This is a genomic window from Colwellia sp. NW0002-52-1 (assembly GCF_057550865.1).
The window spans coordinates 115,022-138,250 of sequence record NZ_BAAJLU010000004.1; the positions used below are offsets into that span (position 1 = coordinate 115,022).

Annotated in this window: 20 protein-coding genes and 1 other RNA gene; 16 read left to right on the forward strand and 5 right to left on the reverse strand. The window is 36.4% G+C overall.

All coding sequences use genetic code 11. From position 1 onward, the window contains the following. The first annotated feature begins 13 nt into the window (after positions 1-13). The gene (locus AC27H3_RS06115) at positions 14-607 is read left to right on the forward strand and encodes a 1-acyl-sn-glycerol-3-phosphate acyltransferase (protein WP_487104576.1); all 594 of its coding nucleotides are present in this window, start codon (positions 14-16) and stop codon (positions 605-607) included. A 90-nt stretch (positions 608-697) separates the two neighbouring features. Then, positions 698-795, forward strand: an RNA gene (ffs, locus tag AC27H3_RS06120) — signal recognition particle sRNA small type. 879 nt (positions 796-1,674) lie between these two features. On the opposite strand, the gene AC27H3_RS06125 is transcribed toward ffs, so the two are convergent. The 4 genes from AC27H3_RS06125 to AC27H3_RS06140 form a co-directional block, all read right to left on the reverse strand. Continuing rightward, a complete protein-coding gene (locus AC27H3_RS06125) occupies positions 1,675-3,504 on the reverse strand; it encodes an SLC13 family permease (RefSeq protein WP_487104578.1) in 1,830 nt (609 codons plus the stop codon). Positions 3,505-3,582: 78 nt separating this feature from the next. After that, positions 3,583-3,843 (reverse strand): late competence development ComFB family protein, encoded by a 261-nt coding sequence (locus tag AC27H3_RS06130; RefSeq protein ID WP_487104580.1) that lies wholly within the window; start codon positions 3,841-3,843, stop codon positions 3,583-3,585. 119 nt (positions 3,844-3,962) lie between these two features. After that, positions 3,963-4,565, reverse strand: coding sequence for a primosomal replication protein PriC (gene priC, locus AC27H3_RS06135; RefSeq protein WP_487104582.1), 603 nt, complete (start codon positions 4,563-4,565; stop codon positions 3,963-3,965). Positions 4,566-4,576: 11 nt separating this feature from the next. Beyond that, complete coding sequence (locus AC27H3_RS06140) at positions 4,577-5,356, reverse strand: TSUP family transporter (RefSeq protein WP_487104748.1); 780 nt, start codon at positions 5,354-5,356, stop codon at positions 4,577-4,579. Positions 5,357-6,128: 772 nt separating this feature from the next. Here AC27H3_RS06140 and AC27H3_RS06145 point away from each other — a divergent pair. From AC27H3_RS06145 to AC27H3_RS06160, 4 genes are all read left to right on the forward strand, one after another. Continuing rightward, the gene (locus tag AC27H3_RS06145) at positions 6,129-8,966 is read left to right on the forward strand and encodes a TonB-dependent receptor domain-containing protein (RefSeq protein WP_487104583.1); all 2,838 of its coding nucleotides are present in this window, start codon (positions 6,129-6,131) and stop codon (positions 8,964-8,966) included. A 163-nt stretch (positions 8,967-9,129) separates the two neighbouring features. After that, complete coding sequence (locus tag AC27H3_RS06150; RefSeq protein WP_487104584.1) at positions 9,130-10,965, forward strand: tetratricopeptide repeat protein; 1,836 nt, start codon at positions 9,130-9,132, stop codon at positions 10,963-10,965. A 1-nt stretch (position 10,966) separates the two neighbouring features. Further along, positions 10,967-11,878, forward strand: coding sequence for a class I SAM-dependent methyltransferase (locus tag AC27H3_RS06155; RefSeq protein ID WP_487104586.1), 912 nt, complete (start codon positions 10,967-10,969; stop codon positions 11,876-11,878). Then, the gene (locus AC27H3_RS06160) at positions 11,875-13,047 is read left to right on the forward strand and encodes an aspartyl/asparaginyl beta-hydroxylase domain-containing protein (RefSeq protein ID WP_487104588.1); all 1,173 of its coding nucleotides are present in this window, start codon (positions 11,875-11,877) and stop codon (positions 13,045-13,047) included. The genes AC27H3_RS06155 and AC27H3_RS06160 overlap by 4 nt, the downstream gene beginning before the upstream one ends. Here the strand turns inward: AC27H3_RS06160 and AC27H3_RS06165 are convergent. After that, positions 13,032-14,900: a tetratricopeptide repeat-containing sulfotransferase family protein gene (locus AC27H3_RS06165; protein WP_487104589.1), complete on the reverse strand. Its 1,869-nt coding sequence runs from the start codon at positions 14,898-14,900 to the stop codon at positions 13,032-13,034. The two genes, AC27H3_RS06160 and AC27H3_RS06165, sit on opposite strands and share 16 nt — an antisense overlap. A 137-nt stretch (positions 14,901-15,037) precedes the next feature. Between AC27H3_RS06165 and AC27H3_RS06170 the strand changes: the two genes are divergently transcribed. The 10 genes from AC27H3_RS06170 to AC27H3_RS06215 all read left to right on the forward strand — a co-directional run bounded on the left by AC27H3_RS06170 (position 15,038) and on the right by AC27H3_RS06215 (position 23,181). Next, entirely contained in the window at positions 15,038-15,763 is a 726-nt protein-coding gene (locus tag AC27H3_RS06170; protein WP_487104591.1) for a 2OG-Fe(II) oxygenase, read from the forward strand. 15 nt (positions 15,764-15,778) lie between these two features. Beyond that, positions 15,779-16,471, forward strand: coding sequence for a 2OG-Fe(II) oxygenase family protein (locus AC27H3_RS06175; protein ID WP_487104593.1), 693 nt, complete (start codon positions 15,779-15,781; stop codon positions 16,469-16,471). A gap of 497 nt (positions 16,472-16,968) precedes the next feature. Further along, positions 16,969-17,748, forward strand: a complete 780-nt coding sequence (locus AC27H3_RS06180) for a DUF3450 domain-containing protein (protein ID WP_487104595.1) — start codon at positions 16,969-16,971, stop codon at positions 17,746-17,748. Next, positions 17,748-19,091, forward strand: a complete 1,344-nt coding sequence (locus AC27H3_RS06185; protein WP_487104597.1) for a MotA/TolQ/ExbB proton channel family protein — start codon at positions 17,748-17,750, stop codon at positions 19,089-19,091. The genes AC27H3_RS06180 and AC27H3_RS06185 overlap by 1 nt, the downstream gene beginning before the upstream one ends. Further along, positions 19,091-19,615, forward strand: a complete 525-nt coding sequence (locus AC27H3_RS06190) for a MotA/TolQ/ExbB proton channel family protein (RefSeq protein ID WP_077285344.1) — start codon at positions 19,091-19,093, stop codon at positions 19,613-19,615. Before AC27H3_RS06185 ends, AC27H3_RS06190 begins: the two co-directional genes overlap by 1 nt. 12 nt (positions 19,616-19,627) lie before the next feature. Then, on the forward strand, positions 19,628-20,029 hold the full coding sequence (locus AC27H3_RS06195; RefSeq protein WP_085302106.1) for an ExbD/TolR family protein: 402 nt from the start codon (positions 19,628-19,630) through the stop codon (positions 20,027-20,029). A gap of 3 nt (positions 20,030-20,032) precedes the next feature. Beyond that, positions 20,033-20,650: an energy transducer TonB gene (locus AC27H3_RS06200; RefSeq protein WP_085302108.1), complete on the forward strand. Its 618-nt coding sequence runs from the start codon at positions 20,033-20,035 to the stop codon at positions 20,648-20,650. 2 nt (positions 20,651-20,652) lie between these two features. Then, positions 20,653-21,912 (forward strand): tetratricopeptide repeat protein, encoded by a 1,260-nt coding sequence (locus tag AC27H3_RS06205; protein ID WP_487104600.1) that lies wholly within the window; start codon positions 20,653-20,655, stop codon positions 21,910-21,912. 741 nt (positions 21,913-22,653) lie between these two features. Further along, complete coding sequence (locus tag AC27H3_RS06210; RefSeq protein WP_487104602.1) at positions 22,654-22,776, forward strand: hypothetical protein; 123 nt, start codon at positions 22,654-22,656, stop codon at positions 22,774-22,776. A gap of 21 nt (positions 22,777-22,797) precedes the next feature. Further along, positions 22,798-23,181: a response regulator gene (locus tag AC27H3_RS06215; protein WP_487104603.1), complete on the forward strand. Its 384-nt coding sequence runs from the start codon at positions 22,798-22,800 to the stop codon at positions 23,179-23,181. Positions 23,182-23,229 lie beyond the last annotated feature (48 nt).

Here is a 23,229-nt window from a genome sequence, read left to right on the forward strand (position 1 = left end):
GGCAAAGCAACAGATGAAGAAATTAATATTACCAACCGTACCAGCATGTATTGCTACAAGACATTATGGCGTGTTAAGTAAGCTTGCAAGTCAAATAATGCTGCGCTGTGGTTGGCAAATTAGTGGCGAGTTACCTCAGCATCCTAAGTTTATTCTTGCGGTAGCACCTCATACTTCAAACTGGGACTTTTTTGTTGGTATTGCTGCAATGTTTACTTTAAACCTTAAGGTATCCTTTTTGGCAAAAGGCAGTATTTTTCGTTGGCCGATAAAGTCTTTATTAAACAGCATTGGTGGGATTGGTGTTGATCGAAACCATAGCCACGGTGTTGTTGGACAAATTGTTAATGAATTTGAATCTAATGAGCAATTCATTCTAGGTATAGCGCCGGAAGGTACACGAAGTAAAACAGTTGAGTGGAGAACTGGTTTTTTACATATTGCTAAACAAGCAAATGTGCCAGTAGTGCCGGTGAGTTTTGACTTTGCTAAGAAAGAAGTGAGATTTCACCCCGCAGTAAAAATAACCGGTGACATAGCTCAAGAATTAATTGAATTTAAGCAAGTATTTTCAGGTGTTTGTGCAAAAAAACCACAAGCAGTTTAAAATTAGCAACTAGCGCTTGCAACGAAGCGTTTGTTTAGCGATAATTCGCGCCGCGTTAAAGAGATTGTTTTAGCGCTACTATGGTGACCCTTTTGGTCCCTCCGCAATGATACTCTGTGAACTCGGCCAGGTCCGGAAGGAAGCAACCGCAGCAGACGACTCATGTGCCGGAGTGTTGGCTATTAGGGTTGCCACCCAATCCCTTTCTCCGTAACAATAATCTCTTTTTCGTTCAGCAATATTTATTTAACCACATTGTTAAGCACTACTAGTTAATATTTACTACCTTGTTTATTTGCAATTAACTTCTTTAGTTAACCGACTTTAACTGTAGTAAAAACACTTAAACCCTTAAAACCCTTAAAACACTATCGAAATTTGTCATTAAAGATCTGAAATATATACTTTAAAACATAGTTAACCTGAACTCTGGATAAGCAGCACTTGCTCAATGCTCCCTTTTAAGCCATTTTCTGCGTTAAAACGTCGATAAATAGCGCGCTATTCATAAACGTTTTGCCTTGGAAATGGCATAAAATGAAGCATTGATAATATCTATTCGTGATGTTCACCTGGCTATAGCATTTACTTTATTACCTAAGCTTTTGGTTCACTTGAGTTTCAAGCACTCATTATCCAGAGTTCAGGTTAGTTAGTTTGCTTGCTTATTACATGTAAAGGCTTGGTGACATAAGATTAAACATATTTTCTGACATTATTTCTGGCATTATTTTCAACAAAACTGCAGTGGTAACTGAAGACTTAATTTCAAACCCTTCATCTTAACGTTCACGATTCAAATTTAAAGCTGTTGATTTAACAATAGGCGGTCGTAGCGGCTGAACATAACGTGGAAACTAAGTTGTTAGCCCGCTGTACTGCTCAATAAGTTAGTAAAGTAGGAAAGGCGTGTGTTCTCGATATGTTTGGGGCCGAGGATCTGCTGAGGATTAAGAATCATTTGATTTTGAAAGCCAAAATTTAGCGTAAAGGCAAGCTATAAATGAATTGCTATGCTTGCCTTTAGTATCATTACGGTAATTATTTTACCTATAAATAAACCCTCGTTATAAATACATCCAGCTTAATAATAAAGACAGTGTTACCCACATTAAAAGAATCAACGGAATACCAATTCGCATAAAGTCAGAGAACTTATATCCTCCCGCATTCATTACCAATAAATTCGTTTTATAAGCCATAGGTGTTGCATAACTTAAGTTAGCACCAAATAAAACCGCTAAAATGAATGGTTCAGGCGAAAGGTTTAATTGGCTCGCGACAGAAATGGCAATAGGTGTGCCTATTACCGCTGCCGCGTTGTTAGAAACAATATTTGTTAATATGGCTAGTAACAACATTAATGACGCTAAAACACCGCCTGGAGGTAGTCCATATGAAACGGCAACAAAAACTTGTGCAATATATTCTGCTCCACCGGTCATCATCATTGCAGAGCCTAAAGCTAAAGAGGCAGCAACAATTAATATTACTTGGGTGCTAAGTGCCGATGAAGCTTCTTGCCAATCTAAACATTTAGTTAACAAGAGTATTAAAACACCGCAAACAGAGCTGATTTCGATGGGTAAAATGCCTAATGCTGACGATACAACTACTGCCAATAAAGTACCTAAAGCTATAGGGGCTTTACTTGTTTGAGGTAATGATTCTGCGCCATCAATAACTAACAAACCGGGCTTTTCTTTTAATGCGGCTATTTGCTCTATTTCACCTTGAACAAGTAATACATCACCAATTTTTAAACGCGTTTTACCAATACCGTTGCGTCCAATCTCCATTGCTTTACCTGCTCTGTGCAGAGCTACAACGGTAATCGCGTGCTTATTAATAAAGTTGGCTTCTTGTAATGTTCTGCCCTCAATGCCAGAGCCAGCAACAATTACAATTTCAGCTAAAATTTGTTTTTCAGCCTTTAATGGATGATCTTCATCAACTTTATGTTGCCCAGAGAACAAGGTAGCGCCAAGCACGGTTTCGTATTCTTTAAGTCTATCGGGATAATCATGTACTTTTAACCTATCGCCAACAACGAGGACTGTGTCAGGCAAAGGTACAATATTACGGTTTTCAGGACCGCGTTGAATGCTTTCTATTTTTAATTGGCCATCTGTTAACGCTATGATTTCAGTAATAGTTTTTTCATTACTTGTACTTTCTTCATTTATATTAAGGTAGGCACTGAAAATTCTAGGTGAAGTATCAGGCATAGATGGAGAGCGACTTGGCAGTAATTTAGGCGCAATAATCCATAAATAAGCAATGGCAACAACAGCAGCAATAAGGGCCGGTTGCGCAAAGTCAAAAAGACCAAATTCAGCAGCGCCCATATTTTTAGCAATACTTACAACCAACAAGTTAGTTGATGTGCCTATAGTCGTTGCCATACCACCCACTAATGTAGCAAGACCCATTGGCAGTAACATCGGGGAGGAGTCGGTTTTAGTACGCAAAGATACACTAATTAAAATCGGCAGTAATAGCACTACTACCGGCGTGTTATTTATAAAAGCACTTAATGTTCCGGCTAAAACAAGCGTAATTAGCAAAGACAAAGCCGGGCTGATTTTCCATAATTTAGCTAGATATCGTCCTATAGGTTCTAACGCACCTGTGCGTACTATGCCATGACCGATAATCATTAGTGAGCAAACCGTAACTAAGGCCTCATGCCCGAAACCAAAAAATAAAGCACTGGGTTCAAAATGTACGCCATCAATAGAAAATGGAAAAACGGCAAACATTACCGCTAATATGGCTATTACAGCTAGCGATGAAGTTTCTAGCGGTATATCTTCACGGCGGAATAAATAGAGCGCTAAAACGGTTATCAGCAAAACCGCTAAAGCATGATTGTTAGGGATATCAGGAATATTCAAAGTTATGACCACTTATTTTATATGTTAGGTTATGAAAGCTAGCCGAGAAAATAACGGCATAACAAAATTGAGCGTGAACTAATTATGTTCTTTCATGAATGCTAATGCTTTGGATACCGCAACTTTAACATTGTTTTCCATCTCAAAACGTTCAGATGCTGGTAAATAAAAAGCCATGTCAACTTCATGTCGAATGTAGCGAGTAGGCAGTTGATTCAAAACTACACAAACTAAATCTGCTAAAAATTCAGCACCATAGCTTTCTTCTAGTTTCAATGCCGAAAAATGTTCTGAAACTAACTTTTCGTAATAATTATGAATATCGTCGGGAATGTTCATGTTAATAACTTTTTTTGGTGGTTATATTTTCAAGCCTAATGCTAGTGTAATGAAAACACCAATCTTTTTTTCTTTCTAAGCATTAATTTAAATTGAAAATAATAATTATCAGTCATGTTTTAACGTTTTTCGGCATTTGATATTTCACGTTCAAGTTTAGAAATCGCTTGTCGGCAACGGCCAAGTCGTTGATGGAGAGCAAGAACCTCGTCAGTTAATTGTTTTGATTTTTTTACAGACGCACCATGAAACTGTTTCTCACGAGTTTGTATCATTTCGAGTAAACGTCTTTCGAACTCAATTGTTTCATTGAGTTTATTGTGCAGATTATGACTCGATTGCATTACAGCCTGTGCTGCTTTTTTATAACGTCTAGACTTTATTGCCACAAGCCTTTGGGCTGGCTCTTTATGTAAAGTACCGTTTGCATTTAACGCATTTCTTAACGCGGAAATTTGCTGTTCAATAGTAAGTAAGCGCGTATGCGCAAGCGTGTTTTTATTTGCAGCTAAAAGCCTAGCCAATTCATTAGTTTTATTTTTTACCTCGTCAACATAGGGTTGAAACAGATCACTGTGAGTAAGAAATAATTTTTCAGAGAAAATATCATTTTCTTGAATTATTTTATGATATTTTGAATGTTTATTTTGTTGATCAACAATGTTGGCCTGCACATTAAGCTGATCGAGAATTGCATGAATTTTATTAATTGCATTGAGCATACTTAACCTTTCTAACTAAACCAAGCTTGATAGCCTAAATTAGCCGACATAAGAATAACCACTGTAATAAAAGTAGGGCGTATAAATTTACTACCCAATTTAATGGCCCAATTAGCACCGACCCAGGCACCAAGCATTATGAAAAATCCCATTGAAAGGCCTAATACAAAGTTAACGTGGCCTAGGTAAATAAAAGTTAACAAACTAAAGAAATTACTGACAAAATTTGTCGAACGGGCTAATCCCGAACTAAGTAGAATATCGATTTTATATAAGGCATTTGATGAACTTACCCAAAAGGCACCTGTTCCCGGGCCAGCAAGGCCATCATAAAAGCCTAAAATAAGACCTTGTATTACTTGTTTAATTTTTATAATTCTATTTTTTATCGGTAAGCCTATAACTTTACTGGAAACTGAGCGCGATAATAAAGTGTATACAGCGGTTAATACTACAAGCACTGGAATGTACTTATCTAGAAATTCTACAGATAAAAAATTAACAATTACAGTGCCTAATATAGCGCCAATAGCAGTGGCGACAATAGCTAGTCGCCAATATTTAGGGTTAAAAAGGTTTTTTCGATAAAAAGTAAAAGATGCTGTAAATGAACCAAAAGAGGCAGCAAGTTTATTCGTACCAAGTGCAACGTGTGGTGGTAAACCAGAGGTTAATAATGTAGGCACGGTAAGCATGCCGCCGCCACCAGCAATAGCATCAATTAGCCCAGCAACAAAGCCGACACTACATAAGGTTATCCATAAACTAATGTCTAGGGCAGGATCCATGATCATAGAATATTTTGCATAGTAAATTTGCGGATAACTATACCACAATGCAATCATGAATTTACCTAGATTTCTAACTCAAATTGAGAGTATTTTTCTGCGAAGCAAAGTTTATTTTTGTGTACTTCTGGTTCGAAATTCATCAGCGTATAAAATATTTTTAGATAAATATTCACAAACAGTGTATTTAAATTAAACGGTGAAAGGCCCTGAAATAGGATTGTTGGTGAGATAAAATCACTATTTATTGCCAAATTTGAGCTTGGTTACAAAATAAATGAAAATAAATATCAAAAACTGTTTCAATTTGTTTACGTAAGTAGTTGGTGTCTGTAAGTTATTGTTAATTAGATTAAATGTTGTTTTTGTTGTTTTTTTTATAAATATCTAAAAAAGCTATTTGTTTTTTGTGCTCATTCAATAATCTATAAAACATAAATTACTTGTAAGTTATTGTTTTAGTTTTGTTTGCTTGTGTTTTTTTATTGGCGGTAATCGATTTTAAATACATCGAAGATATGATTTTTAATGAGAAATTGCTTATTTTGTGTACTTTGTTACTTGATTGTTAAAATACGTTTTTTGACTGCCTTTTAATGCCATAAGTGAATTATGTAAATAAAACGTAACTGTTTGTGTTGACCCATTAACAAGATTAAGTTTAATATCTTAGCTGAAAGATTTGGTTTTTAACCGAATTAGTAATTCAACAACAAGACAACATAGTCTTGAAATTAAACACTAGTATCACGAAAGTGGTCCAGGGAGTATATCAATGTATCAAAGTAACAAGCTTACTAAAGCTGTTCGTTTAGCTCTTGTAGCTGGCGCAACAACTACTGTTCTAGCTGCACCAAGTGCTATGGCATTCGCTGAAGAAGCTGCAGCAGAAGAAAAAGGTGTTGAACGTATCCAGGTAACTGGTTCACGTATTCGTCGTTCAGAATTAACAGCTGTAACACCTATTATCGAAATTAGCGCACAAGAATTCGCAATTTCAGGTAACCTTAACATCGAGCAAAAACTTGCTGAATTACCTTCTACATTACCTTCGTTTGGTCCTAGCTCAAACAACCCTGGTGACGGTACAGCTACTGTAGATTTACGTGGTTTAGGTACTTCACGTACGTTAGTTATGGTTAACGGTCGTCGTTGGGTTCCTGCTAACCAATCTGGCGTTGTAGATTTAAACACAATCCCAGCTTCATTAATCGAAAACGTTGAAATCATCACTGGTGGTGCTTCTGCGGTATACGGTTCAGATGCAATCGGTGGTGTTGTTAACTTTAAAATGAAAGATGATTTTGAAGGTGTTGAAATTTCAACGTTATACGATGTAACGACTGAAGGCGATGCTGAGAAATTTAACTTAGATTTAACCATGGGTGGCAACTTTGCTGATGACCGTGGTAACGCAGTACTTTACGTTGGTTACTCTAAGCGTGAATCTTTATTCCAAGGCGACCGTGACTTTGCAAGTGTTGCTTTAACTGAAGGCGATGGCGAGTTAGTTGCTGGTGGTTCTTCAGGTATTCCTGGTACACGTATTTTTGGTGGTCCAACACTGAATACTGGCGCGAATGCTGGTTCAAGCTTAGGTCGTTTCTTACCAGATGGTACTGGCGCACCTTTTACTCTTGAAGACCGTTTTAACTACGCTCCGGATAACTTTTTACAGTTACCACAAGAACGTTTAACAATGAACGCATTCTCTCATTTCTACATTAATGACGAGACTCGTATTTACAGTGAACTTTCTTTCATTCGTAACGAAGTTCCACAAGAACTAGCACCTACACCAGCGTTTACTACTATTGAAGTAAACCCTAATAGTGCATTCTTCGGTGCAGACGTACAAGATGCATTATTAAACAGCGGTGACTTAAACGCAGATGGTAACTACGAAATGTTCGTAGGTCGTCGTATGGTAGAGAATGGTTCACGCCAATCTATCGATACTCGTGACGCAATGCGTTTATTAGTTGGTATCGACGGTTACATTAATGACGATTGGTCATACGATGTTTACTACAGCCGTTCACAACTAGACCACACAACACTTTTAAACAACGATGTTGCAGCTTCACGCTTCAAGCAAGCGCTTTTAGTTAATGACGCAGGCACAGCATGTCAAGATACATCAAATGGTTGTGTTCCATTAAATATTTTCGGTGAAGGCAACATTTCTGATGAAGCTATCGATTTTATTAATATCGGTGCTACAAACGCTACGACACTTAAACAAGAAGTATTCATGGCTACGGTATCTGGTGCATTGCCATTTACTTTCCCAGGTGCTGAAGAGTCAGTTGGTATCGTTTTCGGTTATGAAAAACGTCAAGACGAGTCAACTTACCGTCCAGATGAGTTCTTAGCAGCAGGTGATGTACTAGGTTTTAATGCGGGTGAAGCTACTGTTGGTGCATACAGCTCTGATGAAATCTTTACAGAATTTTCAATTCCATTAATCAGCGGTAAAGAATTTGCTGAAGACTTAAGCCTATGGGGTGCAGCACGTTTTGCTGATTACTCTAACATCGGTCAAGTTTCATCATTTGCTACAGCGATTAACTGGGCACCAACAGACTGGATCAGCACTCGTGTTGGCTTCCAATCTTCAGTACGTGCTCCAAACGTATCTGAGTTATTCTTAGGTGCATCAGCTGGTTTCCCTGGTGCGGTTGATCCATGTGCTGCTGACGGTTACAAAGCTGGTATTACTAGTGACGCATTATGTCTTGCTGACGGCGTTGCAGCTGACCAAATTGGTGTATTCGACCAAGCTAACGGTCAAATCGAAGGTTCTTTCGGTGGTAACTCAGAGCTTCAAGAAGAGACTTCTGATACCTTAACTGTTGGTATTGTTGTTCAACCATTTGAAGGTTTAGATTTCACAATCGATTACTTCAAAATTGAAATTGAAGATGCTATTTCTGTATACGGTGTAAATAACACGCTTGACGTTTGTTACAACGTTGTTAAAGATGCATCTCATGAAACTTGTCAAAACATCAGTCGTCGTGCAGACGGTAACGTTAACGTTGTTAAATCATTGAATGCAAACATTGCATCAATTGAAACAAGCGGTGTTGATTTTAACGTAACTTACAACACTGAACTTGATTTTGGTTTGTTTGACAGTGGTTCTGACTTGAACATTCAATTCCGTTCTACATTCCTAGATACGTCTGACGTAGTTCCAGTTGTTGGTTTAGATACTATCAACGAATGTGCTGGTTCATACGGTAACACTTGTGGTAACCCACAACCTGAGTTCCAAGCTAACACACGTGTTAACTGGACAAATGGCGACTTAACATTATCTGCATTAGTACGTTACATCGGTTCAACTGATGATGACCAACTAATTGGTGATGACCCAATTCAACGTAGTGACTTAGTTGTTTCTGAAATTGATTCAGCTCTATATGTTGATTTAAGTGCTAGCTACTTAGTTAACGAAAACTTAAATGTTAACTTTGGTGTTAAAAACGTATTTGATGAAGAGCCTACTGCTTTAGGTGAGTCTCAATCACAAGCTAACACATTCCCAGAAACGTATGACGTTATTGGTCCACGTGTGTTCTTAAGTGCTTCTTACACGTTCAATTAATCACTAATTAAAACTAATTTTAGTTTTAATTAAGTGTTAATAAATTAGAAAGTGACCAACATTTGTTGGTCACTTTTTTTTTAATCTAACGTTAGATGGTGTATGGTAATAATATAGATAAAACGCTGCTAAATTACATTTATAAAAATAGATCCTAAAAAATATGCAAAATGTTAGCTGTTCAGATGTAACCACTAAACTTCAACATCTTTTTACTTTATTTCAAAAAGGTCAAACCAGGCTCGTACTTCAAGAGGTAGAAGTATTATTAACTTCTGTTACCGATAATGCCGATCTAATGCATTTGGCGGCTATGGCTCATAAAGCTGAGGGTAACTTTGAAAAAGCAATAAACTATTTCACTAAATCATTAGCGATTAATGATAACCAGCCGCAAGTTCATAACAATATTGCGAATACTTATAAACAAAAATTGAGCTGGGCTTTGGCCGAAGTTCATTACAACAAAGCAATTAAACTCCAGCCTCAATATATTGATGCAATTAAGAATCTTGGTTTATTGTATTTAAATAATCAAAGATATAAAGAAGCAAAAAACAGTTTTCTACAAGTTATAAAACTATCAAAAAGTGATGCTTCAGCATACACATCATTAGGTAATATCTGTAAAGCCGAGCAAAATTTTCCTGCTGCTATTAGTTACTATAAACAAGCGTTAAAAATAAACCCTCGCTATGTAAATGCTTTACATAATTTAGGTATAGCTTATCGAATGTCTGGTGAATTCGCTGAGGCTATTCGCTGCTTCAAACAAGCTAAAACGATTGCACCTAATATTGCTGAAATCGACTTTAATGAAGCTAACACTCAGTTTGATCTAGGTAATTACCCTGAAGCAGAACAGGCTTATTGGACAGCTTTGCGAAAAGCACCTGACAACTGTGAAATTCATGAAACATTAAATGAATTTTATTGGCAAACCGATAAAAAAAGTGAATTTGGAAAAAGCTTTAACCAAGCAATTAATTATTTACCTAATAATTTGTCACTACGCTATTCATATGCAGAAAGTTTGTTTTCTTCAGGAAATAAAGCACAAGCAACTAAGGTAATAGATGAAGCGCTAAAGCTAGATACAACACCAGAACTTCTTCATTTAAAGGGGAAGTTAGTTGCCTCAAAAGGAGATCTCAAACTCGCAATATCGCTAATAGAGTCCTCTTTGAATAAGAACTATAAGCTCTCTAATGCTCTAGATTTAATTGAGCTATTAATTATTGATATTGATTACAGTAAAGCTCTTCATCATATAAGCCATGCTGAAAAAATAGAGCCTAATAACCAGTTGCTTATCGCTTATAAAAGTATATGTTGGAGACTCACTAGCGACCATAGATACGAATGGCTAATTGATTATCAAAAGCATATACAGACCTATGAAATTCCCGTTCCTAAAGGTTACAGCTCAAGAGCTATGTTTCTAGATGAATTAGCGCCAGCGTTATTGTCAATGCATCAAACGCAGCATGCGCCATTAAAGCAAACCTTAAAATTTGGCACGCAGACTCCGGGCAGACTTTTTTATCAGCCGATTAAACCAATTGTTGATTTAAAAAATGCATTTGAAGAAATTGCTTTAGAATATATATCTTCATTGCCTGATGATGACAGTCACCCACTTTTATCAAGGAAAACCAAGCAAATTAATTTTGCTGGTTCTTGGTCTGTAAAGCTAAATCCTAATGGCTATCATGTAAACCATGTACACCCTAAAGGCTGGATAAGTTCATCATTCTATGTAAGTGTGCCTGAATTTTCGAACTTCCCTCAATCAAATGATAATGCTGGTGCGATAAAATTTGGGGAAAGCTCGATGAATCTAAAAGAAAGAGAAAAAATAGCTAGAACGGTGACTCCAAAAAATGGCTTAGTCGCTTTATTCCCTTCATATGTTTGGCATGGAACGATTCCATTCAATGGGCCTAACGACATAGTGAGATTGACTGCACCATGTGATATAACACCGGGAGAGCGCTAGTATGCAGGATACAGAAGCATGGTCATTATATTGGCAGAACAATCATCAAGAAAGTTGCATTACACCATGTAATGAAACTGACAGCACTATTCTTATTGATATTTGGCAAAAGTTTGCATTAGAGCTAAAACCAAATATTGAGTTACTAGATTTAGCAACGGGTAACGGCAGTGTTGCAAGGCGCTTAATTAGTTTTAATAAACACCTTAAAGTAACAGCAGTAGACCAAGCTAGTATAGACCCAACAAAATATGTTGATGACAACATCTTGCTAGATAACATTCAATTTGTTGCGGATGTAGACATTGAAAAACTGCCATTTGAGCAAAATATGTTTGATGCAGTGACTAGCCAATTTGGTTTAGAGTATTCAAACCTGAGTTTATCAGTACCAGAGCTAGTAAGAGTATTGAAGCAAACGGGGCGATTCTTATTTGTTATGCATCATGCAGATAGCGAAGTTGTAGGCCCTGCAAAATTAAAAGTTAAAGAATTTAACTTAATTTTTGAAAGCAATTTACTACATGATTTTGAATTGTTTTTATCAAATAATTTAAGCTTAGAAGAATTAAATAAAACAGGTGAAAAGCTGCTAAATAACCCTGAGTTAATTAAAAGCAACGCAATCACAGGCCAAATATTTTCTGCCATTGACAAGCTTATAGTACTTAAAAACCAAAATAAAAACCAAAATGCTGAAGTCTTACTTAATACACTGCAAAATATGACAAACAGAATTGTCGCTGAAAACTCTAGGCTAGAACAATTAATTTCATCATCTTTAACTCAAGTAGAAATAGAAGCGCTGTGCAATTCACTCAAAAATGAGGGGGCAAAGGCGACATTTAAATTAATTACACTAAGCGATAATCAAAGTGTTATTGGTTGGAAAATTAAAGGATATAAGCTATGAGTACTGAAGTAAGCTTATTAAAACAAGTAGATCGAGCGTTTAGTTGTCAGAAAAATCAACAGGGTTTAGAGCTGCTTAGAGCGTATATTGTTAATAATGCTCAAGACACCGAACAACTTTATCGTTTAGCCGTTATTGAAGAGCAAATAGGTCTTAAAGAGAATGCGGCAAGGGCTTATTTGCAATGTATAAACAGTAATAAGCAAAATATGAAAGCATATTTATATGGTGGTTACTTTTTCCAGCAAAATGGGGAAATGGAACGATCATTATCGCTTTACTCACTCGGCGAAAATATCGATGCAAGATTAACTGTGTTACACCAAAATCAGAATGTGTCGTATGAAACAAGGCTTAGATCGCATTCAGCTAATATTGCACTGAGAAATCATTTCACAACACTTCACGCCAAAAGTTTAGAGGGTTTTGATAACAGCGAAAGAATAGTTAATGCTATATGGCCACAAACACATAATAGTGCAATAAACTACTTAACGGCTAATCAACACCCACATCTATTTTATATCCCAGAGTTAGCAGCTAAGCCTATTCATAGTAGTCATAATGTTGACTGGTGCAAATTATTAGAACGAAGCTTCGATGAACTTACTAGCGAGTTCTCTGAGTTGTTGAGTTTAATTGAGCGTAACGGTGTGCCTTATTTGGATGGCAGCTACAAGGCAAAAGGCTTTGAGTCGTTAGCGGGTTCAAAGAACTGGACTGCATTAAATATATTCAAAGATGGTAAAGCCAATGATAATTTGTTGTCTTTAATGCCTAAAACCGCCAGTGTTTTAAATAAGATTCCTTTATATAAGATTGATGAACAGCCATTTGAAGTGTTTTTTTCGCTATTAAAGGCAGGGCAACATATTCAGCCCCACTTTGGGCAATCTAACCATAGTTTAACGGTACATTTACCTATTATTGTTCCTCAAGGGGGATATTTAACGGTGGCGGGCGAAGAAGTCGCATGGCAAAAAGGTAAAGTTATTATATTCGATGACTCATTTATCCATGAAGCAATTAACCCTTCTGATGAAGATCGTGTGGTGCTTATTTTCTCTATTTGGCACCCAGATTTGTCAGAGGCAGAACAAAAAGCTATTTTAGCGAGTTTTCAAGCTCGCCGTGAATGGCTTGACAGTCGTGATCAGCATTTGTCTTGAGGTAACTCATGATAAAATTGACTAAATATTGCTAACTCTTGCTGGTAATGACGAGAAAAGTTTTGTTTATTAGTGTTAATTGGCTGCCTAACTTGTAATTCACTGAAAGTGAAACTATTAACATGTTTTTTGTGAAAATTTAGATAATCGTCGTTCCAGTCTAGATTACAAAATTTAAATATTAACTGCGCTTCTTCTTGAGGGGTGTTTGTTAGCTGATTGTAATTTACATCAATAACTTGTCCTGGAAAGCTATCTCGCCAAAAGTCCATTAATTTGTTTGCTTGGAATATAGCATGAGCAATGTTTTTTAAATTTGCGGCATAGTTATGGTGCGGAGCAAAAGGTTGCGAGAAAATTGATAAAGCAAGATCTTCAGGTGTTCTTCTCATTTGAATAACTTTAACTTGCTCGAAAATAGAAAGTATAGCCCCAACATAACGAAAGTTATGCGGCATTTTATCGACAATGATATCTGCGTTTAATGCTGTTTTAGCGCGGTATGAACTGAGAATATCTTGTTTGTTTTTGCTGAAGAACTCTTGCCAATTAATAGCTGTATTATTTTTCTGAGCATTAACCTTATTTTCTATGAATAGTGCCAATGCTTCATTTTCGCCACTACTTTCAATACTAGGGTGCTGAGATAAAATTCGGTCCATCAGTGTTGTACCAGATCTCGGCATTCCAACAATGAAAATATTGCTAGGGGGGAATTGCGTTGTATCTTCGGAATTGTTAGCAGAGCTTACTTGAGAAAGAAATTTATGATGGTTATTAGCAGCATCATGATCATAAGATAAATTACTCTTACTAATAATATCTTCTTGTAAAGTATTTGCTTTAGTAAAACAACGAAAAGCAAGTGGATATTGAGCAAGCTTTTCATAGGCTTTTGCTAAAATAAATAAATTTTGCTGGTTTTGGTAATTGTTCTCAATTGAGCTCTCTAACAAATGTGAGAGAGAGGCTACTGTTTTTTCATGTTGAGCGCCTATTTCTTGTTTAGCTCCCCATGCAATATAGCTTTCAGGGTTTAATGCTAATGCATTGTCTGCGGCAGCTATCGCAAGTTCTGTTTTATTTTCAAGCCGGCAAATGCGTATTTCAATTTCATACCGAGTCAAACTATTATCACTTAACGCTATAGCTTTGTTTAATTGTAGTCGCGCTTGCTTTACATCTCTGGCAAGTAAATATAAATCAGCGAACTTTAATAAATTAAGGCTAATAACGGGTGTATGTTCAAGAAACTTTTTAAAAGCACTAATCGCATTATCGTACTGTCTTAATTTTGCGTAACAAATAGATAAACTTTTTTGAATTACAGCCTGTTGATTAGATAACATATGACTTAGCCTTAACCATATAGCTATAGCTGCAGCCCAGTTTTCACTTTGCATGTTAGCTTGTGCAATAATTATATCGGTTTGTGGGCTACTCTTTACTGAAGTATTATTTTGATACTTTGTTGCTATCTCTAGTGATAATTTAGGCTGATTAATTTTAAGCGCTAAATGTGCAAATGAATTTATAATTTGCCTATCGTTTGGTAGCATCTCTTTAATATTATTAATTAATTCATACGCTGCTTCAGCTTTATTGGCTGAGTTTAAACACATGGCAAAGTTCAGAGTAATGTCAACGGCATTTGGCTCTTTGGCTAAAGCTTTAGTAAATAAAGAGATTGCACGTTCATATTGTTGTGTCTGAGCATATAATGTAGCTAAACCATAGGTTGCGTCATTACTGTCATACTGACTAATCGCTTTTAAATATGCTTGTTCAGCAACTTCATAGTTTTTTTGTTGATGGGCTAATTCAGCTATGTTTAACGATTCATTTAAAGTCATAAAAGTAATGCTTAGTAGGTGCAAGTCACAAGTGTGACGAACACATAGTGGTTATTTAATATATGCATGTGATAATACAGCAAAATTATACGCTAATAAAAGTGTTTAGCAGTGAAACCTTGAGGTGAAAGATGAAATTGTCTTTTAATAAAACTGATAATAAAGCAAAACTTAGACAGGATTATTTAAATAATGGTTATGTCAAGTTAGAACATGCTTTAACAAATGAAACTGCCTGTTTTATTCATGAAAAAATATCCAATCAAAAACAATGGAATTTAGTATTTAAAAATAAAGGGCTTCATCAAGATTCAAATAGTGCAGACGTTGAAGCTTGGGATGAGGAAAATAAAAAAAATCTCACGAAACTCGTGCACAAACAAGCGGAAAATGCATTTCAATATTTTTATGAAACTATTCCCATTTACGATATTTACTATGACAAATTAATGCCAGGGCACTTTTTTAATGACATTGTTAAATTTTTAAATAGTGAGCCTACTTTAAATTACTTTAGAGAAATACTCGATGCACCTGAAATAAATTTTTTAGACGCGCAAATCACTCGGTTTAAAGCAGGGCATTTCTTGAATTGTCATAATGATGATGTTCATGGTAAAAATAGAGTGGCAGCGTTCGTTATTAATTTAACTAAAGACTGGTCTGTTGATTGGGGAGGGGCACTGCACATACTAAGCAATAAGTCAGAAATTGAAAAAAGCTTCTCGCCTACGTTTAATGAAGTTAATATATTTAAAGTGCCAGTAGACCACCTTGTCGGTTATGTTTCACCTTTTGCAACAGGACAAAGATTATCAATTACTGGTTGGCTTAGAAGTGGTCTGAACCCAAAAAATTTATAAAGCTACAGGTACAAAATGACAATAAAAATAAACAAGATAGCAAATATAGCCGAGTTAAAAAACGAGTTCTCTGAAAATGGTATTGTTAGAGTCTTCAATTTTTTAGAGCAACAAAGCCTAGATGCATTAAAAGTATCAATAGAAACTAAAATTAATTTTGATAATGCCTTTTATTTAAATGGCCAGAACCAAGAGGTTAGTGATGCCGACATAAGGGCATTACCCGCGACAACTCAAAAGAAACTTTATCAAGATATTCATCGGATGGCATCAAACGGCGCAGGTTTCTTATATGGCAGACATAAAATAGATCAGACTTCGTTGGAAGAGGTTTATACGCTACTACAACAGCTTAACGCTGAAGATACTCTTAAGATGCTTAGGGAAATTACTAATTTCTCTGATTTAAAGTATGCCGATGGACAGGTAACAAGGTATCGCCGAGGGGATTTTCTAACTCGCCATCTAGATAATATTCCAGGTGAAACCAGACGCATTGCTTATGTTTTAGGTTTTACTGAAAATTGGCATCCTGATTGGGGAGGTTTACTACAGTTTTTTGAAAAAGACGGCACGCCCATGAGATCTTGGTCCCCAGCACTTAATTCTTTAACATTATTTGATGTTGATAAAGTGCATTCAGTAACTTCGGTGGCACAATTTGCTGCGAAAAATAGGTACTCTGTTACTGGATGGTTTAGAGCTTAAAATTACAGATAATAAAAGTTAAATCCTCCTTGAAACGGCCGAAAAATTGGAGGGTTATTAGAATAGAAACCTCATTTAAACGTAATTTATTTATACAGCCCAGATATTAGTGAAGTTTAATTATTGTTCAATTAAGAGTGAAATTAGCGGTAATAAGTACCAATTCACTAATATCGTTTGACTTACTACGAAAGAGTTAGTAAAACATAGGTAGCACATATTTTTACAATTAAGAGGACTTCTGTAACATTGATAAAATCAATCTTGTTCTTTATTAAATGAATATATTGTTCTATTCTCGTTACGAAAGGCTTATTTTATCCATTAAAAAATAAAATAAGCAGACTTTTGAATGTACTTAGTTGACAGTTAGGCTGTCGTCTGGGAATATTGCATGGTTTTATTCTAAACAAATTAAAACTTAAAATGGCAGATTATTAAATTTGCGTTAACAATAAAGTTTGTTATCAAAATTCAATAGCAATTGGTTGGGAACTATGTCCAAATTAAGCAAGAAAAGCCTTATCGCATCGACGATAATCGGCGCATTAGCATTTTCAGCAAGCAACTTCGCTGCTGCAGACGCATTAACAGATCTACAAAAAGCAGAAGCTCAAATTTTTAAAGCTTCAAGTAAATCACAAAGCAAAATCGACAATATCTATGGTCAAACTCAAGAGCTTTTAGCTGAGTACCGTAATACAGTTGACGAAGCTGATGTGTTAAAAGGTTATAACGATCACGTACAACTTATGGTTGACGATCAAAAAGCCAATATTCAATCTTTACAAAATCAAATTGCTGGTATCGATAAAACCAAGCAAGGCGTAGTGCCATTGATGTACAAAATGATTGACACATTAGACAAGTTTGTTGACCTTGATGTTCCTATGAACATTGATGCACGTAAAGAGCGTATAGCTGGTTTACGTGATGTAATGGGTGACTCAGACGTTTCAGTATCTGAACAATTTCGTTTAGTACTTGAAGCTTACGAGATTGAAGCCAGTTACGGCACTATTTTCGGTGTGTATCAAGGTGAGCTTGACTTAGGTGATCGTATGATTACTGCAGATTTTGTTCACATGGGTCGTATTTCATTTGTTGCTCAATCTCTTGACATGAAAAATGCTTGGGTTTGGAACAATGAAGCACGTTCATGGGAAGCTTTAGGTGACGAGTACTTGAAACCTGTAACCGATGCCGTACGTATGGCTCGTAAGCAATTACCACTTGATTTAGCTAAACTACCAGTATTTGCAGCAGGAGCAAAATAATGAAAAAAGTTATTAATTTCGTATTATTTGCTGCTTCAATGACTGTAGCAGCTTCAGCATCAGCAAATCAGTTAGATGACTTGTTAAAGCAAGTTAAAAATGACCGTATTTCTGAAGCTAAAATCGATAAAAAGCGTGAAGCGGAATTTACTTCTGCACGTGCTGACAAACAAGCTTTATTGAATAAAGCTAAAAAAGATCTAGCAGACCAACAAGCTCGTAATAAGCGTTTAACTAAAGAATATGCTGACAACGAAATTACCTTAGCGCAGAAAGCTGTAGAGCTAGACAACGCTCAAGGTACATTAGGTGAAATGTTCGGTGTAAGTCGTGCAGCTGCAGCTAATGCTTATGGTTCAATCGTAACTTCACTTGTTTCAGCTGAATACCCAGGTCGTGGTGCAACTTTAGATAAAATCGCTAACTCTAAAGCAATCCCTGAACTTGAACAACTTGAAGAGCTTTGGTTTGCACTTCAAACTGAAATGACTCAATCAGGTGAAATTTCTAAGTTTACTACTGAAGTAACTAACTTAGATGGTTCAAAGTCTACTCAGTCAGTAACACGTGTTGGTACGTTCAACTTAGTGTCTGAAGACGGTTACTTAAACTACAACGATGAAGTTGGTCAAGTACAACCATTAGCTAAGCAACCTGCGGGTTACATTGCCGGTGCTGCTGCTTCTTTCTTCGGCGAAACTTCAGGTTACGCTCCTTTATATGTGGATCCTTCACGTGGTGCTATCTTAACGCTAGAAACGCGTAAGAAAACACTTATGGAATTCTACCACGAAGGTAAAGAAGTAGGTTATGCAATCACAGTATTGTTGTTCTTCGGTGTTCTTATCGCATTAGAGCGTATGATTGTTCTTGGTTCTATGAGCTCTAAAATTAAAGCGCAAGAGAAAAACCTTGATCAACCAAACGATAACAACCCACTGGGTCGTTTATTAAAAGTTTACTTTGAAAACAAATCAGTTGATGCAGAAACACTTGAACTTAAACTTGATGAAGCCATACTTCGCGAAACTCCTAAAGTTGACCGTGGTATTAACTTAATCAAAATGTTCGCTGCAATTGCACCATTAATGGGTCTATTAGGTACGGTAATCGGTATGATTATGACCTTCCAAACGATTACATTATTTGGTACAGGTGACCCGAAAATTATGGCGGGTAACATCTCTCTTGCACTTGTAACAACAGCATTAGGTTTGATTTGTGCATTACCACTAATCTTAATCCACAGCATTGTTGCTGGTAAGAGTAAATCTGTACTACAAAAATTAGACGAGCAAAGCGCTGGCTTAATCGCAGCGATTGCCGAGAAGGAGTCTAAATAATGTTATTCCTGATAGAGCTTTGGGAATCTGTCAGGAGTTTTATTGCGACTGGCGGTAACGTATTATACGTTGTTGCCTTCGCTCTCTTATTGATGTGGATAATGATGATAGAACGCTATTGGTTCTTATCAAAAGTTTATCCAAAAATGAAAGACGATATCGTCGGACGTTGGGATGCGAGAGAAGATACTACTTCTTGGTATGCACATCGAATTAGAGATACTTGGATCTCCGAAGCGACAGAACTACTAGAGCAACGCATGCTCACAATTAGAACCTTGGTGGCAATGTGTCCACTAATTGGTTTACTAGGTACCGTAACCGGCATGATCGGTGTGTTTGAAGTAATGGCACAACAAGGTACTGGTAATCCGCGTCTGATGGCGTCTGGTATATCAATGGCAACAATTCCGACAATGGCGGGTATGGTTGCTGCATTATCAGGTGTGTTTTTCAGTTCAAGGTTAGACGCTAAAGTTAAACTAGCAAAGGCTAAACTGGTTGACAGTTTACCTCATCACTAGAGAGATATTCGAATGGCACGTAAACGTATTCGTGAAGACGAAGAAGCAGTAATTGATATGACACCGATGCTTGACATCGTATTCATCATGTTAATCTTCTTTATCGTTACTACTTCTTTTGTAAAAGAAGCTGGTATCGAAGTTAATAAACCAAAAGCGGCAAATCAATCTAAACAAAAGTCAGCTAACATCTTTGTAGCAGTTAAAGATAATGGCGAAATTTGGTTAGACAAACGTCGTGTAGATGTTGAACGCGTAGCGGCCAATATTGAAAAATTATTGGCTGAGCAACCAACTGATGTTGTAATCATTCAAGCTGACAAAGACGCTAAACATGGTGTTGTTGTTAAAGTAATGGATGCAATTAAAGAAGCGGGCATAGACAGAATTTCTATCGCTGCAGCTAAGGGGTAGTTTATGGTTCGCTTTTTAGTATCTATACTACTAGGCGCGGCAGTAACATTTGCTTTGTTTTCTTTTATGGCCTTTCTTGTTTCTAGCGGTGATAGAACCAAGGAAGAAGCCTTAGAGAATATCATAGTAGAAGTTAATACGACGCCACCTAAGTCAGCTGCAGAACGCCGTCAACGTGTTCCGCCGCCGCCACCGCCGCCGCCTAAAACGCCACCTAAGCCTCAAGCTCCTGAGCCTGAGACTAATAACGACACAAGTGGATTAACGTTTAATATGCCTGGTGTTCAATTAGCTGGTGCAAATGCAGGTATGTCTGCTCCTGGCGCTGGTTTTGGCCGCGATGGCGATGCTACACCAATAGTTCGTATTGAGCCTAAGTACCCAATACAAGCTGCTCGTGATGGTAAAGAAGGTTGGGTTACGCTTTCATTTACTATCAACGAAATTGGTGGTGTTGAAGACGTTGATGTTATTGAAGCTGAGCCTAAGCGTATTTTCGACAAAGAAGCTAAACGTGCTTTGCGAAAGTGGAAGTACAAACCAAAAGTTGTTGATGGCAAAGCGATGAGACAACCTGGTTTAACTGTACGACTTGACTTTAAAATGGACGGAGGAAATTAATAATGAATAAGATTTTTTCATCTTTACTGTTAATTATTTCAGTTGTTCTAATTCAATTACCTATTGCTGCATCAGTATCAGCAGCAGGTGCTGAAGATGCAGAAAAGCCAAAGCGTAAAACACAGTTAGTTGGTCCTAGTGTTGGTAAAAAAGTTGCTAAAGCATTTGAATCTTACTCTGCGGATGATATTCCAGGCGCTTTAGTTATTCTTTTAGACATTGATGCTAGCAAAGAATATGACAAAGCTTATGTTGCTCGTTTTATTGCCGTTATGTACGCAAGTATGGGTAATGAAGAAGCAAAAGCGATTGAATATCTTAAGCTTGCAGTAGAGCCTGATATCCTTAACGAAGGAGATCACGGTGAATCAATCAAGTTATTAGCTGATTTGCAAATGCAAACCAAATCTTATGAAGAGGCGCTTGTCAATTATAAGGCTTGGATGGATTTTACGGGTAAATCAGATGGTGATACTTGGACTAAAATAGCGAATGCATATTATGCACTGAAGCAATTAGATAAAATGATTGTGCCAGCGGATAATGCCATTGCAGCTTATGGTGACAAGCAAAACAAAAACCCTTACATTTTGAAAGTTACATCTTATTATGAAACTAAGAAATTTAAGGAAGCTGTTAAAACGCTTGAAACTGTAGTTCAAATCTTCCCAGAAGATAAAACTTGGTGGACTCAACTTGGCATGTTTTATTTGCTAGTTGAAGATTATCAGAAAGGTCTGGAAACATTAGATCTTGCTTATAAACAAGGTTTTCTTGAAAAAGAATCTGAAATCAAAACACTTGCAAGTTTATATTCGCAAAATTCAGTACCATACAAAGCAGCTTTATTGTTAGAGAAGCATATTGATTCAGGCCTAGTAACTCGTGATGATAAGAACTTATCGTCATTAGCGAACGCTTGGCATGCAGCTCAACATATTGATAAAGCAGCGAGCTATTACGGCGAACTAGCTAAAATGACTAACCTTTCTAAGCATTACAGCAAGCAAGGTATGTTACTAAAGCAAGATGAGCAGTTTAAAGCCGCTATTGTAGCGTTAAACAAAGCTTTAGAACTTGGTGTTTCAAATAAAGGTAGACTGTATATGAGTATTGCAGAATCTCACTTTTATTTAGAAGAATATAAACAAGCTTATAAAGCAATTAACTTAGCCATGAAAGACCCTAAGACTCGTAAGTCTGCTAAAGGTTGGGTAGGTTTTATTAAAGACACTGCGCAACGTAAAAATGTTGCAATCTAAGTTTGCTACTTAGTTCCAATAAAAAAGCTATGTATAATAGAAAACTGATTATTTTATTAACCATCCCAAAATAATTGCTTATACAAATTAGACGTTACGATAAATATCGACTATTAATAACCAACTATCCACCAGTTATTCTCATTTGCTCATCCCTAAAAGGATACATAACCTGAACTCTGGATAAGCAGCACTTGCTCAATGCTCCCTTTTAAGCCATTTTCTGCGTTAAAACGTCGATAAATAGCGCGCTATTCATAAACGTTTTGCCTTAAAAATGGCATAAAATGAAGCATTGATGATATCTATTCGTGATGTTCACCTGGCTATAGCATTTACTTTATTACCTAAGCTTTTGGTTCACTTGAGTTTCAAGCACTCATTATCCAGAGTTCAGGTTACATATAAATAAGAGACCACTTAAGCTCTGAAATTGTAAGTTTATTTTAGTCAAATGCAGGCAGTATTTAGCCCGGTAACTTCTATTACCTAGCTTTATATTTACATGTTGTTTAAACAGTTGTTTGCTTTTGCTAGGGTTACTACTAAAAATATTAGCGTAATTATTTATAATGAGTAATGAACTCATCACTATAAGTATTAACGATTTTATCGCTAATACTCTGTTATAAATATCCCCTTCAAATTTATTAATAGAAAAATACTAGATTAAATAAGACTACCTTTTATAGGCACTTTGATTTACAATGCGCGCCGATTAATCAACCTAATGGTATTTTTATGTCAGAAGAAAACTTCAAAGATAGCACCTCAATTATCCATATATTTACAGCTGTTTTGGTTATGTTTGCAGCGCCGCTTTTACCCATGTTAGCTGGTTGGTTTACGTTATTATCAAATTAGTCAAAGGCGTTAATATTTAGGATGAATATACTCGTTGTAGACGACAATGCGATCATATTAAATAACCTTACTGCGCTGTTATCGGCGCACGGGTATTTTGTAAGTACGGCTTGTCATGGTTTAGATGCTTCAGAAGCATTAGTAAATAATAATTTTGATTTGGTTATAATCGACCATTTAATGCCAATTATGAATGGTATCCAATTAACCAAATATATAAGGCAGCATGAAATATTAGCAGGTATTCCTGTGATATTCATGACTACACAAGGCAAAAGCGCTGTGCCTTATCTTTGTGATATTAAAATGTTTGATGCAATTATTGATAAACCTATAGAAGAGCAAAGTTTTATCAATTTAGTAAATGAACTACTAATACCAAATTCTCGCAGTCAGTCACTATAATTTTTCATAGAATTGCTTTATTCTGTAGCTAAAATATCTTTTGACTTA